The sequence below is a fragment of the Glaciecola nitratireducens FR1064 genome (genome assembly GCF_000226565.1).
GTDB classification, from domain to species: Bacteria; Pseudomonadota; Gammaproteobacteria; order Enterobacterales; family Alteromonadaceae; genus Glaciecola; species Glaciecola nitratireducens.
On the sequence record NC_016041.1, the window covers coordinates 1,508,320 to 1,523,222 of the forward strand.

9 protein-coding genes and 5 tRNA genes are annotated in these 14,903 nt (G+C 43.4%); 9 read left to right on the forward strand and 5 right to left on the reverse strand.

What is annotated here, in order from left to right:
- Window positions 1-109: 109 nt before the first annotated feature.
- The 3 genes from GNIT_RS06585 to GNIT_RS06595 all read right to left on the reverse strand — a co-directional run bounded on the left by GNIT_RS06585 (window position 110) and on the right by GNIT_RS06595 (window position 2,577).
- Window positions 110-2,155, reverse strand: a complete 2,046-nt coding sequence (locus GNIT_RS06585; protein ID WP_014108385.1) for a pyruvate carboxylase subunit B — start codon at window positions 2,153-2,155, stop codon at window positions 110-112.
- 241 nt (window positions 2,156-2,396) lie between these two features.
- Window positions 2,397-2,472: transfer RNA gene (locus GNIT_RS06590), tRNA-Val, on the reverse strand.
- A gap of 29 nt (window positions 2,473-2,501) precedes the next feature.
- Window positions 2,502-2,577 (reverse strand) — tRNA-Val (locus GNIT_RS06595).
- A 208-nt stretch (window positions 2,578-2,785) separates the two neighbouring features.
- Between GNIT_RS06595 and gltX the strand changes: the two genes are divergently transcribed.
- The 8 genes from gltX to GNIT_RS06640 all read left to right on the forward strand — a co-directional run bounded on the left by gltX (window position 2,786) and on the right by GNIT_RS06640 (window position 9,708).
- Window positions 2,786-4,195 carry a glutamate--tRNA ligase gene (gltX, locus tag GNIT_RS06605; protein WP_014108386.1) on the forward strand — a complete coding sequence of 470 codons (1,410 nt, stop codon included), beginning with the start codon at window positions 2,786-2,788 and terminating at the stop codon, window positions 4,193-4,195.
- Between the two features lie 96 nt (window positions 4,196-4,291).
- Window positions 4,292-4,367, forward strand: a tRNA-Ala gene (locus GNIT_RS06610).
- A gap of 137 nt (window positions 4,368-4,504) precedes the next feature.
- Window positions 4,505-4,580, forward strand: a tRNA-Glu gene (locus GNIT_RS06615).
- 143 nt (window positions 4,581-4,723) lie between these two features.
- Window positions 4,724-4,799: transfer RNA gene (locus GNIT_RS06620), tRNA-Glu, on the forward strand.
- A 142-nt stretch (window positions 4,800-4,941) separates the two neighbouring features.
- Entirely contained in the window at window positions 4,942-5,868 is a 927-nt protein-coding gene (locus GNIT_RS06625; protein ID WP_014108387.1) for a tRNA-dihydrouridine synthase, read from the forward strand.
- A 215-nt stretch (window positions 5,869-6,083) separates the two neighbouring features.
- Window positions 6,084-7,496: an amidohydrolase gene (locus GNIT_RS06630; protein ID WP_014108388.1), complete on the forward strand. Its 1,413-nt coding sequence runs from the start codon at window positions 6,084-6,086 to the stop codon at window positions 7,494-7,496.
- Window positions 7,493-8,785, forward strand: a complete 1,293-nt coding sequence (locus GNIT_RS06635) for an amidohydrolase family protein (RefSeq protein WP_014108389.1) — start codon at window positions 7,493-7,495, stop codon at window positions 8,783-8,785. The genes GNIT_RS06630 and GNIT_RS06635 overlap by 4 nt, the downstream gene beginning before the upstream one ends.
- Before the next feature lie 191 nt (window positions 8,786-8,976).
- Window positions 8,977-9,708 (forward strand): hypothetical protein, encoded by a 732-nt coding sequence (locus GNIT_RS06640; protein WP_041246328.1) that lies wholly within the window; start codon window positions 8,977-8,979, stop codon window positions 9,706-9,708.
- Here GNIT_RS06640 and GNIT_RS06645 read toward each other — a convergent pair.
- A complete protein-coding gene (locus GNIT_RS06645; RefSeq protein ID WP_014108391.1) occupies window positions 9,705-12,125 on the reverse strand; it encodes a DUF2309 domain-containing protein in 2,421 nt (806 codons plus the stop codon). The genes GNIT_RS06640 and GNIT_RS06645 overlap by 4 nt on opposite strands.
- A gap of 1 nt (window position 12,126) precedes the next feature.
- Window positions 12,127-13,707, reverse strand: coding sequence for an NADH-quinone oxidoreductase subunit L (locus GNIT_RS06650; RefSeq protein WP_014108392.1), 1,581 nt, complete (start codon window positions 13,705-13,707; stop codon window positions 12,127-12,129).
- 103 nt (window positions 13,708-13,810) lie between these two features.
- Here GNIT_RS06650 and GNIT_RS06655 point away from each other — a divergent pair, with 103 nt between their 5' ends.
- A complete protein-coding gene (locus GNIT_RS06655) occupies window positions 13,811-14,707 on the forward strand; it encodes a LysR family transcriptional regulator (protein ID WP_014108393.1) in 897 nt (298 codons plus the stop codon).
- Window positions 14,708-14,903 lie beyond the last annotated feature (196 nt).

Sequence of the window (14,903 nt, forward strand, 5' to 3'; positions counted from 1 at the left end):
ATTTGGCTTAATGGTGGCGATTCTATGTTCCTATAAAATAAAAACGGGACCTCTTAGATCCCGCTTTGATATCAGCTCACTATTGAGTGTTTTTTTGTTGTAGGGCTAATTAACTTAAAAAACTTTCCGCTTTGCCACGACCTTCAACAACGCGTTTACGCAATGTGAATGCAATAATACGCTCTAGCTTGAACGCTGTTCGTTCTTCAATGTCGTCACGAGAAGAGTTACCGGTACGTCGACATACACGTTGTAGATCCCAAAATACCGCACTCGCGAATAGCGAGAGAAAGCGTCGTTCAACAAAATAGCGGTTCTTTTGTGCATCTTCACTTTCTTCGCATATTGGTTCGACAATTTTTGCCATTTTGTCATAAAGCCGCGAGCGAATAGTGTCTTTTGTACCGGAAAGAACAAGGTCTTGGATAGTGCTGACAATACCATCGTAGTCGCCAAGAGCGTTCAATAGCTTGGAGTCGGTCTTTTCGTCCGCTTTGCCATCGCGTGATTCGGGAATGTCGTTACCCGGCAACAGGCTGAGTGTCACTTTAAGAATAAAGCGCAGTCTGTCTTCTGTAGGTCGTAAAATATTTTTTGTTAGCAAACGGTCAGTTTTACCCGCTGGGCGCATAACATGTAATACGAAGCATTCATCATGACTACCGTAATTATTTGACGAATGTGGGTAGAGGCGATGGAGCTCGTTTACGTAGTCCTCGAACAAATCGTAATCTTCTTCAATTGCGGATTGGGTAGGGTGCTTACCTGTGGCGATGCGGCCTGGATTTGGATATACCGTAACCCCGTTGATACGTTTGCCATCGATATCAGGCTCGATATTACTGCAGTAGTCGTTAATTTCATTGATTAGACTGTCTGAAGGAACAATCTTATCGCCAGTAGCGTAGTTATTTACATTGCCATAAAGCCCTAAAACAAGAGAGCAAAAGCGCGGGTCTATCACTTTATAGGCAGTTGGTCTGGCTGAATTCCCAAGGTTATTAATTGCTTGTTTGGCGACGATGTCTGCCGTTGGCGTAACCAATGGAACATGGCCTAGCTGCTTTTGAATAGCAATGATTTCTTGCTCGAACATATCCAGTGCAGTTTCCATGGTCACATTAAGCATGCGACAAACTTGCGTACTCATATCTTCTAAGATAAACGGAATTGCGCCACCCGGCACACCGATGCTTACCATACGCTTCAGGGCTTCAAGCGATATTTTAAGATCTTGGCGTTCGCTAACGCGGTTACCATAGATGTCATTCATGGTGGTATGCAGTGTTGCAAGCGCTTCGGTGTCAATATCTTGTATAGTATTGCCATGAATTAAATAGTTGATATCGTTATGCGAGGTGCCTCCTGCTAATGGCGCAATCGCAACTTCTATACCATCGATACCAGCTTCAACGGCGAGCATTTGTGTGGCGGTTGCTTTCGCCTCATCCGTGCTGTGGCAATGAAGGAAAACAGGCAGGCCTAAGGCTTTTAATGCTGAGATCAGGTGCTTTGCGCAGTCCGGTGCTAACTGGCCGCTCATATCTTTGATAGCGATTGAGTCTAGTTGCCCTCCTGCAGCTTCTGCTATGTCCATTAGTTTTTTGGCGTAGGCTATGTAGTAATCGGTGCTATAGCAGGAAAGTGCATCGAAATCTTTTGGCCTTACATAAGAAAGTGCTGCCTGAACATGTAATCGTTTAGCTGTGGGGCTTTCACCTTTTGCGATAAGTGCTTGGTTTACTTGTGCTGCTGCTAAGTCCTTACGCACCATGTAATCTATAGATGCGCGCAAATTTTCATAGTCATTTAAGGCATCAAAGTTTCTGACGATTAAGGAGTCGGTCTTATCGTAGGTGCTACCAGCGTCGACCAGTAAATCGATGTTTTTTTGCTGCAAGCTCTTTGGGTAATGTTTAAATCCAAGTTGATTAGCGCCGCGAAGTAATATTTGAAGTGGCAGCGTTTTGCCTGTTTTATCGACTGCCGTTCTGGCTATACGTAGAATGTTGTAGGGGTTGTATCCCTGTTGCAGTGCTATTTGATAGCTTTGGCCACCGCCAATCTCTAAGCTGCTGAAACCAACATGTGCAGCTTGCTCCACTAAGCGAGTAATTGCATTGGTTTCAAATGTCCATATTCCAGTCGATTGCATTGAATCACGGAGCACCCACCCTATCTTAACCTTGTTTTGCCGCATATTTATCCAGATACTCTTCGTTATCAAAGGCAATAGTATGCGGTAAGGCAGGCGTTAATGTAAATTCTAAAATATTCTAAGTTGTGCGTTATAATCTGCGATACAAATACTTATTGGCTGTTTATGCTGGGCGGGTTGTGGCTATTAGCATCGAAATTTGCTTGATAATTTAAGATAAGTCTGTGAAAAGTAGGATTGGTGGACGCTACTGGGCTTGAACCAGTGACCCTCGCCTTGTAAGGGCGATGCTCTCCCAACTGAGCTAAGCGTCCGATGTTGCTGATTGTTATTAGAAAAGAAGTGGTGGACGCTACTGGGCTTGAACCAGTGACCCTCGCCTTGTAAGGGCGATGCTCTCCCAACTGAGCTAAGCGTCCATCTTGTCTAACAATCTTGCTGAAGTGTTCCTCACCAAGTGGACGCGTATTATAGAGTTGAGACCGAATCTGTCAACCGCATTTTTAAAAAAAAATACTATTCGCTTAAAAATCGGTCAAACGAGCACTTATTTTGCAATGCTTTGCTTTTTACTGCGGGCATTAAACGGTAAACTACGCACAATTAATTCATAGGAATATTATTATAATGACAGTGGTAACGCGTTTTGCTCCAAGTCCTACCGGTTATTTGCACGTTGGTGGTGCACGCACAGCTCTTTATTCTTGGTTGTATGCTAAAAGCCAAGGTGGCGAATTTGTATTAAGAATTGAAGATACAGATCTAGAGCGATCAACTGACGATGCAAAACAAGCCATTTTAGATGGTATGGAGTGGTTAGGCCTAAATCATGATAAAGGACCATATTATCAAACGGAACGTTTTGAACGTTATTACGAAGTTATTGATGAATTGCTGGAAAAAGGATTAGCGTATAAATGCTTCATGTCGGTTGCAGAACTTGACGCAATTCGTGAAGAGCAGGAAAAGAAAGGCGAGAAACCGCGTTATCCGGGTACTTGGCGTGACAGAACGGATCATCCAGAAGGTCAGCCATTTGTTGTGCGCTTCAAAACCCCCCTTAAAGGCGACGTGATTATCAACGACCACGTCCGCGGTGAAATACGTATTTCAAATACCGAACTTGATGATTTAATTATTAAGCGCACTGACGGCGCCCCAACATATAACTTTTGTGTGGTTGTTGATGATTGGGATATGGGGATTACTCATGTTGTAAGAGGTGAGGACCATATAAACAATACGCCACGTCAAATTAACATTCTTAATGCATTAGGTGCGCCTCTGCCTGAATATGCGCACGTGTCGATGATCTTAGGCGATGACGGTAAAAAGTTATCCAAGCGTCATGGTGCTGTCAGCGTAATGCAATACAGAGATGATGGTTACCTGCCGCAGGCAGTGTTAAATTATCTAGTGCGCCTAGGTTGGTCACATGGCGACCAAGAGATTTTCAGTATTGAAGAAATGATTGAACACTTTAGCTTAGATTCTATTAGTAAGTCGGCGAGTGCCTTTAATACAGAAAAGCTTAATTGGTTAAATGAGCATTATATAAAGACATTGCCGGCTTCTGAAGTCGCCCCGTACGCAAAATGGCACTTTGACCAACAGGGTATCGATTGTAGCAATGGACCGAGTTTAGAAAGCGTTATTGACATTCAAGCCGATCGCGTTACAACCTTAAAAGAATTAGCGTCAATTAGTACGTATTTTTATGCTGATTTTGAAGAGTTTGATGAAAAGGCAGCTAAGAAACATTTGCGTTTGGTTGCTAAAGAGCCACTCGAAGCAGTCAAAGAAGCATTGCTTGCGGTCGATGAATGGTCACCTGAAAATATACAGTCAGCTATTAATGCAACGGCAGAAAAATTGGAAGTAGGGATGGGTAAAATAGGCATGCCTTTGCGGGTTGCAGCAACTGGCTCGGGCAATTCTCCGTCTCTAGATGTGACCTTAAACCTGATGAAAAAGGAGCAAATTGCTCAAAGAATAGACAAGGCGCTCGTTTACATAGCAAATAGAGAAAATTCTTAAAAAAAATCGTTGACATAATTAAGTCAGATGCCTAGAATGCGCCCCGCTGTCACGGAACTGTAGCACAAAACATAGCTCGCAGGTCTAATTAGACACGGGGCTATAGCTCAGCTGGGAGAGCGCTTGCATGGCATGCAAGAGGTCGGCGGTTCGATCCCGCCTAGCTCCACCAAAATTTATTTTGGTCTGTCGTGACAGTAAAATCCAAATGTCGAAATTTGGTCTAGGTTGGGATAATTAAGCTTACTCGTAATGCTTTATTATCCTAACAAAAAACTATCGAAGCTTAGCTTTGATGAAAAGTTTTTTGTCCCCTTCGTCTAGAGGCCTAGGACACCGCCCTTTCACGGCGGTAACAGGGGTTCGAATCCCCTAGGGGACGCCATTTTCCCAGTGGTAAATTTGGGAAAAAGAAGTAAAAAAATCCAAGCTGTCGTGGCTTGGTCTAGGTTAAGAAACTGTTTGCACCACTGCATCTAATTTCTTAACAAAAAACTATCGAAGCTTAGCTTTGATGAAAAGTTTTTTGTCCCCTTCGTCTAGAGGCCTAGGACACCGCCCTTTCACGGCGGTAACAGGGGTTCGAATCCCCTAGGGGACGCCAATTAAAGAAACCACCCAATAGGGTGGTTTTTTTATACCTGTTTTTCGTCGTTCAAAGAAAAAAATAGCCAAGAAATAACGCTACGAACAAAATAAATCAGAGCAAACAGCTTAAAACCATCAATTGAGGCATACTAGCCGCTATGAAAATTGTATTAGCTCCAATGGAAGGTGTCGTTGATCACCTTATGCGAGATATGCTAACCAGAGTTGGTGGCTTTGACCTGTGCATTACCGAATTTATTAGAGTTGTTGAACAAACCCTGCCTGCAAAAACTTTTTACCGTTATTGTCCTGAACTTTTAAATGGTGCTGTCACTCCGGCGGGCGTTCCTGTTAGAGTTCAATTGTTGGGTCAGCATCCACAGTGGCTAGCCGAAAATGCGGTGAGAGCGGTTGAATTAGGTTCTCCCGGAATCGATTTAAATTTTGGCTGCCCAGCAAAAACAGTGAATAAGAGTAAAGGTGGGGCGGTATTGTTAAAAGAGCCTGAAACGCTCTACCAAATTATTAAAGCCGTGCGCGATGCAGTGCCGAAAGATCAGCCGGTTAGCGCTAAAATACGCCTCGGATTCGATGACACATCACTGGCCTTAGAAAACGCCGATGCAATCACGCAAGCAGGCGCAGATTTATTAACTATCCATGCGAGAACGAAAGTGGATGGTTACAGGCCGCCCGCATATTGGGAATGGATTGCAAAGATTAAGGAAGTAACCGACATTCCAATTATTGCTAATGGCGAAATATGGAGTGCCGAGGACGCTATACTCTGCCAGCAGCGCAGCGGTTGCCAAGATTTAATGCTTGGTCGCGGCGCCCTCGCAATGCCTAATTTAGCGCAAACGATTAAGCAGAGCGATGCACCCATGTCATGGGAACAAACCAAGGAATTACTCGTTTCGTACTCTGGCTATGAAATTTACTCAGATAAGGGGCGCTATTACCCGAACCGGATAAAGCAGTGGTTTAACTACCTCAAAAGGCAATATCCTGAAGCGGAATCTATGTTTGTTGAACTGAGAAAGCTCAAACACGCGGATGATATTGTGCAAATGTTAACTGCCTAAAACTGTTTAACACTGAGGTATTCCATATCTCTGCTGCGCTTAACGTTGTTTAGAGTGTTTATATAGATTGAATTATCTCCCCTCTTTTTGTTGTCAGAATGTAAATAAAATGACTTATTGACGGATCTCGATTGCAGTTTTTGTCATAATTCATTAACGTAATGTCACATGAATATCTCCACGAAAACCGACTATCTCCACTAACAAGGAAAGATATGCTTAATACAAAACATAAACTCGGGCTTGCACTAGCTGTTTCAGTTGCTTTGCTAACTGGTTGCAGCAGCGACAAGCAAGAGGAAAAACAAAAAAGTGTAACGGGTATCGATAAAAATCCATTCCCAAGTACTTATCAAAAAATTGATAGTAAGCCGATAGTGATTACAAATGTCACTATTCTTGACGGTATTGGCGGGAAAATAGAAGACGGCGAGATACTGCTCAGAGATGGCCTTATTGTACAAGTCGGTAAAAGTGTGAGTTCACCATCCGGTGCTATTGAGATTGATGGCGAAGGCAAGTGGGTTACGCCGGGTATCATCGATAACCACAGTCACTTAGGGGTTTACCCTTCACCATCTACGCGTTCGCATGCTGATGGCAACGAAGTAACCTCTCCAGTGACGCCTGAAGTTTGGGCAGAACATTCGATTTGGCCACAGGACCCTGGATTTCAGCGAGCACTTGCTGGCGGTGTCACTTCCTTACAAATCCTTCCAGGTTCAGCTAATTTATTTGGCGGACGCAGCGTTACGGTGAAAAACTTACCGAACAGAACGATACAGGACATGAAGTTTCCTGAAGCGCCTTACGGAATTAAAATGGCTTGTGGTGAAAACCCGAAGCGTGTTTATGGTGAAAAGGGCGGTCCGATGACTCGTATGGGCAATGTGGCTGGCTATCGTAAGGCGTGGGCTGAAGCCCAAGAGTATCGGACGAAATGGACTGATTATGAAACTGAAGTCAAAGCGGGTGGTTCACCGAAAGCGCCAAAAAGAGATATAGGATTAGATACGCTTGCTGGTGTACTCGACGGTGATATCATTGTTCATATGCATTGTTACCGTGCGGATGACATGGGCACCATGATGGATGTTATGAAAGAGTTCAACTATAAGATAGGGACCTTTCATCACGCGGTAGAATCTTACAAGATTGCCGACAAGTTAGCCGAAAACAAAGTTTGCTCTGCAATGTGGGCTGACTGGTGGGGCTTCAAGATGGAAGCTTATGACGGCATAAAAGAAAATATTCCGATGGTACACGCTGCAAATGCCTGTGCAATTGTGCATTCTGACAGTGATCTTGGTATCCAACGTTTAAATCAGGAAGCTGCGAAGGCTTGGGCTGATGGAAAACGTGCTGGTATCGATATTAGTCAAGCCGATGCTTGGCAATGGTTGTCAGCTAACCCGGCTAAGTCACTTGGTATTTTTGATAAAACCGGTTCATTAGAAGAAGGTAAAAATGCAGATGTCGTTTTATGGAGCACGGATCCATTCTCGACTTACGCACAAGCAGATAAAGTATTTATAGACGGTGCGATGGTTTATGACCGCAGTAACCCGGAGTCATGGCCTGTGAGTGATTTTGAGTTAGGACAAATTGCTGAAGGAGATGCAAAATGAGTTTATTTAACAAAGTAGCGCTAGCCTCAAGCATCGCCATCGGTCTTAGCTTAAGTGCAGCAGCATTTGCTGAGAATATTGCTATTGTCGGCGCTAAAATCCACACCGTTTCTGCTGCTGGTGTTATTGAAGATGGGACTGTATTGATTAAAGACGGTCGTATTCAACAAGTCATCGAGGGAAGCGATGTACCTAGCGGATATCGTGAAATTGACGCAAAAGGTAAAGTGGTCACGCCTGGCTTTATTGGTGCTGCTACTTCATTAGGTTTGGTTGAAGTAAGCTCTTCTGCTGGAACGGTGGATGCGCGAACAGAACCTCACCCTATATCAACTGTTGGTGCGGCTTTGGACGTACAATATGCACTTAACAACGATTCAACGTTGATACCCATTACCCGAGTTGAAGGCTTCACATCCGCAGCAACGGGATTAGGAAGTACCGAACAATTATTTTTAGGTCAGGGTGCATTTATTACTTTGGCCAGCACTTATCAACCGGTCATGAAAGCAAAAGCCTTCATGAAGTTAGATGTGAGTAACGCTGGTGCAAATGACAGTGGTGGTAGCAGAGCCGCACTGTGGGTTGCCGTAAATCAGGCCTTCGATGAAGCAAAATTCGCGAAGTCCTATGCGATGAATCCAAGCGCGGATTGGCTTGGTTTGACGACTATGGCAGATGCAAAGTCACTCATTCCGGTGCTTGATGGCAACATACCTTTAGTTGTTACTGCAGACCGTGCGGCTGATATTATTCAAGTAGTGGCACTTAAGCAACGCTACTCTGGTTTGAATATTATATTAGCAAGTGGCAAAGAAGCCTGGCGTGTTGCTGATGAATTAGCTAAAAGCAATATAGCTGTTATTCTCGATCCGGAATCAAATTTACCCGGTGGATTTGATCAGCTTGGCGCAACCTTGCAAAACGCAGCTAGACTGCATAAAGCAGGGGTTATAGTTGCTGTAGGCATGGATACTCATAACATACGTCTTGCAACCCAACACACCGGAAATGCTGTTGCTAATGGTTTACCGCACTCCGCTGGTATTGCCGCATTAACGATTAATGTCGCTAAGATGTTTGGTATGGACGACCAAGTTGGTAGCTTAGAGCCGGGCAAATTAGCTGATCTTGTTATTTGGTCAGGCGATCCGCTTGAAGTGACCGAAGCGGCTGAGCAAGTATTTATTCAAGGTGAGCAAATTGATATGAGCTCTCGTCAAACAAAACTGCGCGACCGTTATTTAAAACGCGATGCTGAAAAGCCGGTTGCTTATACCAGACCCTAGTATTTGGATAGCAGCGAAATAGAAGAAAACGCCGACTGTTGAGAGACAATCGGTAGGTAAGTAAATAAAGCCGCTTTTTAGACGTGTATCAAGTTTTTCATGCACGCTTATTGGCGGCTTTTTTGTGCTTAACGATCATTCTGCGAGTATTTTAAGTACAAAGATTACAATGTATCAAGAAGGTGTGTTAAATGATCAAACCCTTAGTCGCATTGCTTATGTGCACGAGTACAATGTTAAACTCAAGCGCTCATGCATACTATGAAAAGGGGTGTGAGGACCCGGAATATCATCAATATATTAAAAATCAATTCGCTCATTTTGAGACAAAAAATCGACGTTTACTTGCTGATACTTTGCGCGACTATGAACGAAGTTTAGCGACAAGCAAAAATCCATACCAAGTGATCGCTGATTTAAGCAGACACCTTAAATACAGCGCGCAATTCGAACCTATCAGTACGGTGACTGCCAAAATTGATCGCATCTTTGAACATGCAGATAGGCTAAGTTCAGAGCAACAAATAGCCGGTGATGCGTTTGACAACTTTAGCAGCGAAACACACTCCGTAGGTATAGCGAGGGCATGGATTGCATACAGACAAGACAATCACGAATTAGCCTTTGCCGAGTTATTGAAGTCTATTGAAGTGAGCGGCTCAGCGGTCCTAAGCTCTTTTGGTCCTGACTTCGAATTAGTTCGTTACATTTATCGTGATGGGCATATTGAGCCTGTTGTTGCCTACATCAACAAAACTGAAGAATTCTGGACAGGCAGCCGCCCCGACGGCCTGCGCTATGTGTGGCTTAAAATGATCAAAGCAGAGTGTAAAATACAATTTGATTTTGTTGACACCATAAATGCACTAGAGCTTGGTCTTAGTGTCATTGATGTCAACAAAGACTATGGAATTAGTCGCTAGTCTAATTGTTGCAACCACTGCCCTTGATAGAACCGCTCAATTGTCCCGTCATCTGTCCAGCGCATCAAATATAGCCATTGATTATCAATGAGTTGACACACGTGTTGATGCTTTTTACAAATTTGCTCTATGGGCTCTCTGGGCGCTGCCAGATAAACGGCTAATCGCTGTGGTTGGTGCATCCATTTTTCACCATCGTGCAATGACTGCATAGCAAGTCCAATACGCAAATCGCCACCGTTACCCTCAAACACACCTATGTGACCGCCTACCGCGTTATGCAAAACCTTGTTGCCGCAGCCGTATTTTAAATTATCAGTGACCGAGGCGTTGTATTGCATGTTGATCCAATTTGTCACCACCATGGGTGCAGTCATAATCAACTCTAAAACAGCAAAGTCTTTATCCTTTTGCCATTGGTAGTCGTGTAAAAAGCTGCGACCTTGCAAGTTTATCTGCTTAGTCCAGTGACGAGGCGCCACGATAAAGGCGGCATTATTGGCTAGCCCCCATTCGGGACGAACTTGAGACCAATCTTTGCTACGTTCGACTAGTGCGTCGTCAATTTGTTTGTCAGTCGCATGCTGTAAGTTTGGGTCAATAGCGCTGATACGCTCTCTCTGTGCCACTGATTTAGCCGCTTGCAACCACTCTTGACTGCTTTGACTCAGCGACTTATCAAAATATTCAATATGATCTGTTGTGGTATTGTGCAGTGCTGCAATAAACTTGGTGTGCTGTGGAATAGTAGTGCCGAGACTTGCAAGTGTGTCACGGACCTCTTGGTCGTTGAGTAATTGTGCTAACACCCGAACATTGACTTCTCCTGTTTGTCCACCGCAGGCACCACAATCCAAGCCTGCTGCTTGTAAATTATTGGTGCTGTGGCTGCCGTGACCTACTAATAACACTTCAGGGGCAAATTCAGTTAGCCCCATAGCGTGCAAAATACCTATCGCCAACTCGGCCTTGTCTTTAACAGTGAGAATTTGCTTATCTTTTGTAAGGAGCCAATTATTTTGATGACTCAGGTTGTTCACTGGATGTGCATCTGCTTGACCGGAAAACGAGTTCTTGAGCAATTTAAATACATATAACCAACCCATGGTTTCTACCATAGAGAACGCTGACGGAGCTGCCTGCGACCAATTTTGCCAGCGAGCTTGTTTATTTAATTGAGTCTGTTGATTATCTTTAGCATTGACCTCCGTCACTCGAATGACGGGTTTGAGTAGTCCTGGTAATTGCGGTCTCGCAAGTGAGCTAGCTTGGGGCTGATATTCTAGGGGTAAGCCAAAGAAGCCGGCAAAGCCTAGCGTTTGTATATGCGGGTCTTGTTTTTCTAATGCTCGGCGCATCACCTCGGAGCGCACGTCAATACAAAACGCCGCTTGTAATTTAGCTTGTTCAGTAGCGAGTTTTGGGCTGTTTATCAATTGTTGATTTAGTTGTTTTTGATAGCTTAATTCTAAAGCTTTAGACCAAATCCACAGCGGTTTCTGCTCTTCTTCATGTTTAGCAAACAGGGTGGGCAACTGAGCTTTTTCCGTTAACCACATGTCACTTAATTGAACAAAACTCTCTGGATGATGCGCTTTTAAATATTGCCAAATGACGAGCTCCCACGCTAAACGAATCGCCAAAAATTGCATCATATCATCGTGTGGCTGAGCATAAAGCTCACCTTGCCAACTAACATAGGCGACCCATGATGCCCAACCATTGATATCAAGCAGTAACGCGTGAGCATAGGGCTCAAGTAGCGTATCGTCAATCTCTAGGGTTTCAATTGCCAAGCTGAACAAGGCCTCAGGATCTTCCGGCAGATGCTTAAAATACCTATGTAAGCCAGGTTCATCCATAATGATACTGATCCCTCTATCTTGTCGAGTCACCGTTAACCAGTGAGCATATAAATCAGGTTGCATCGTGCTGTGTTGTTTGCCTAGCACTGGGCGTATGCGCTGGTAGTGTGCTGCACAAAATTGACTAATTTGATGAGTGATTTCATCTCGCCATGCCATTTTGTGCTGGTCACGCTGGTTGTCTAATAAATCAGCGATATTGTGCCAATTTGCAGTTGCGTTATCCTCAAGCAGATATTGTTCTAAAGCTTTATTTGAAAGACTACTACCATATTCTAATGCTGATTGTTGCAGAGCTTCAGCACTAATGTCTCCGTTTTGAAAACGCTCAGAAAAATAATGTTTAGGCATTACTAGTTCACTATTCGCCAGTGCAGAGAGTTTTGCTGATACCTTTTCGATAGGCTCGTCGCGCATTTGCCAAAAGGGGTTGACGGCAATCATTTGATCAAGTGGCCAAGTAGGCGCGATTTTGCTACACGCCTTTAAAAGTTGGCTTTTTTGCTGCTCTGACACAATATAGCTATCGGTTTTTTTGAGTGCGCTGGACATGTTAAATCTCCTTAACTGAATGAGCTGCAGGCATATCTAATTTTTTAGCATTAACTCTGACAGGTAGTTTTACCGGCCAAATTTTTAGGGTCAATCGGGTTAACCATTCGTCTAAATATAGTCCCGCAAAAAGGCTAATCGATAGACGTTGGACAGAGGGGTGATCGGCTTTAAAGCGCAATAACCAACTTATGGTGAACAAACTTATGACCAACCCTATAACCCACAGATCCGCAGGACTAAATGCTCCTAGGCTTAAATTACTGTCAATGGGTAACAGCATTATGAACACGGTTTTCATTAGGCTGTAAGCGATGAGTAAAGCCGCAGATAATAAAACAAAGGGGAGCAGTGCAGCTCGACTATTCCTGCTATGTCGATGGGCTATCAAGACACTTAAGGCTAATATTAATAATACCCAAACGCTGACTACCCCTTGATAATCGATTAAGTACAAGGGAACGCCAACTAGTAAGCTAGCTACCACAAAACTCACTAAACTATTACTTAATGATGGGGCATTTGCTGGTGCTAAACGCTCTTGCAAATGCTGGAGCACAGCGCTGCCAGAATTAAGAAAAGCATAAGCTTTATAGGCAGAATGAGCTAATAGATGTAAAAGCGCTAACTCAAATAAACCCAAGGCACATTCGACTAACATTAAGCCCATTTGTGCGCTTGTGGACCAAGCTAAGCGGACTTTAAGACTAATTCTAGTACTCATAACCAATGCACATATGCAGGTAGTTAAGCCTGCTACAATTAACACTAACCATTGAGCGAATGGCACTTGAATAAACAGCGGGGCAAACAAAATTAATAAAAAGCCCCCCAAGTTTATGACGCCAGCGTGCAATAAAGCGCTGACTGGGGTAGGGGCCTCGACCACTTGGATTAGCCAACCATGAACCGGCAGTTGGGCACACTTAATAAGGGCGGTAATAGCAATTAACACTGCGGCTATTTGTTCGCTAATAGCCAATGACAAACTCGGCTCCTGAGCAACAAGGTTAAAATAAGTAATAAGTTCGCTAATATAAAAAGTCTGGTGTTGCTGATATAACAAAGCAATCGCTAGGAGAAGGGATAATTCGGCAGTACGAGCCAATAAGAACTTTTTGTGAGCGGCTAATATGGCTCGTGGACGATCGGGATAATAAGTCAGTAGTTTATGAAGTGCTAAGCTGATACTTAACCATCCCAACCAGAACAGTAATAGATGATTACTTATCACGACCAGAGATACAGCGGCAAGCGTATTTAATAACCAGCACCAATACTTGTTTTTTTGTGCTTGCCCCGCCATATAATTGCGCGAAAACGCGATGAGTATCACTGCCATAAACAAGACTAAGCCAAGCATTAGTAAATTGAGATTGGCATGACTAATCAAATCATGTTCATCAGAAGAGGATGTTAGCAGCAGTTTGCTTAGCAAAACTGAAGTAAAGACTGCCAGCAAAACTAAACTTAAGCGAAATAAAGATTGGCCATTGTTGTTGCTCTGTTGCCGTCCCACCCACCAACCGGCAGCGGATAGACTCAAAGGGATACTGACTAATAAAGTTGAAGTTAACCACATAAGTATAGATATTCTTTTTTGATAGTGGCTTGAGTATGACAAAAATGGATTTGAATGAAAAATAGATATAAACTAAGTAAACGTTCTCTTTTGGTTAACTATTGTGGCTCGACTTAATTATCATCACCTATATTACTTTTGGCGTGTTGCCCTTACAGGTAATTTGACGCAAGCCGCGCGTGAGCTGCATATTTCGCAATCTGCTCTATCTGCGCAAATAAAGCAGCTAGAACACAATATGAATGTCACATTATTTGAGCGAGCAGGGCGGACACTCGTGTTAAATGATACAGGAAGGCGAGTTTTGGCCTATGCCGATGATATTTATTCTACTGGTGAAGAGCTAGAGTCATTCTTAAAAAAAGGGATATTTACGCAAACCCAACATTTGTCTATTGGCGTCTTAACCACCTTATCCAGAAATTTTGTGGAAAGTTTTATTAGTCCTTTATTAGCTAATCCTAAAGTGAGTTTTTCGTTGACCACTAAAGGCATGAGTGATTTATTAGTGGGGCTGAGTAACCACGAACTAGATCTGGTGTTAACCAACCGGCCAGTTAGCGCAGAGGGGCAAAATACACAGTGGCAAACGTCTTTAGTTTCACGGCAACCTTTAGCGATTGTTGGCCCGAAAACCAAGAAAAAGATTGACGCGTTTCCTGAGGGATACGAAAAAGCGCGTTGGGTGTTGCCCGGGAAATCTACGGAAATACGTAACGCGTTTAATTTATTATGTGCTCAGTGGCAATACCAACCCGATATTCAAGCTGAAGCAGACGATATGGCGATGTTACGACTATTAGCGCGTGATAGCGGGGCTTTTGCAGTTTTACCGCCTGTTGTAGTGAAAGATGAAATTGATCAAGGACTACTTGTCGTCTATCAAGAATTACCAAACGCTTATGAAAACTTTTATGCCATTACCGCACAACGTAAATTCATGCCTGATAGTTTGGTTGAACTCTTGCAGAAAACTGAACCAGTACAAAAAACGTCATGAAGAATAGTATACATTTAGCATTTGCGTATGAGCCGCCTTTTAGGTCGTCATTTTGATATTGAGTAAAAGTAAGGTAGGAACAGCTATAATGGTTAGATATTAATTAACTTCGTTTATGGGTGTTGGTTGCTGCTTTACGCATTAGATGTTTGAATATTGAAACTGCAGCAAGTGAAATTAGGGGAGACAAAGTCCT

What these genes read in the sequence shown, in the direction of transcription:
- GNIT_RS06650 (WP_014108392.1), bottom strand. Translation starts at nt 13,707, where the DNA reads ATGTGGTTAACTTCAACTTTATTAGTCAGTATCCCTTTGAGTCTATCC.
- gltX (WP_014108386.1), top strand. Translation starts at nt 2,786, where the DNA reads ATGACAGTGGTAACGCGTTTTGCTCCAAGTCCTACCGGTTATTTGCAC.
- GNIT_RS06640 (WP_041246328.1), top strand. Translation starts at nt 8,977, where the DNA reads ATGATCAAACCCTTAGTCGCATTGCTTATGTGCACGAGTACAATGTTA.
- GNIT_RS06635 (WP_014108389.1), top strand. Translation starts at nt 7,493, where the DNA reads ATGAGTTTATTTAACAAAGTAGCGCTAGCCTCAAGCATCGCCATCGGT.
- GNIT_RS06645 (WP_014108391.1), bottom strand. Translation starts at nt 12,125, where the DNA reads ATGTCCAGCGCACTCAAAAAAACCGATAGCTATATTGTGTCAGAGCAG.
- GNIT_RS06585 (WP_014108385.1), bottom strand. Translation starts at nt 2,155, where the DNA reads ATGCAATCGACTGGAATATGGACATTTGAAACCAATGCAATTACTCGC.
- GNIT_RS06630 (WP_014108388.1), top strand. Translation starts at nt 6,084, where the DNA reads ATGCTTAATACAAAACATAAACTCGGGCTTGCACTAGCTGTTTCAGTT.
- GNIT_RS06625 (WP_014108387.1), top strand. Translation starts at nt 4,942, where the DNA reads ATGAAAATTGTATTAGCTCCAATGGAAGGTGTCGTTGATCACCTTATG.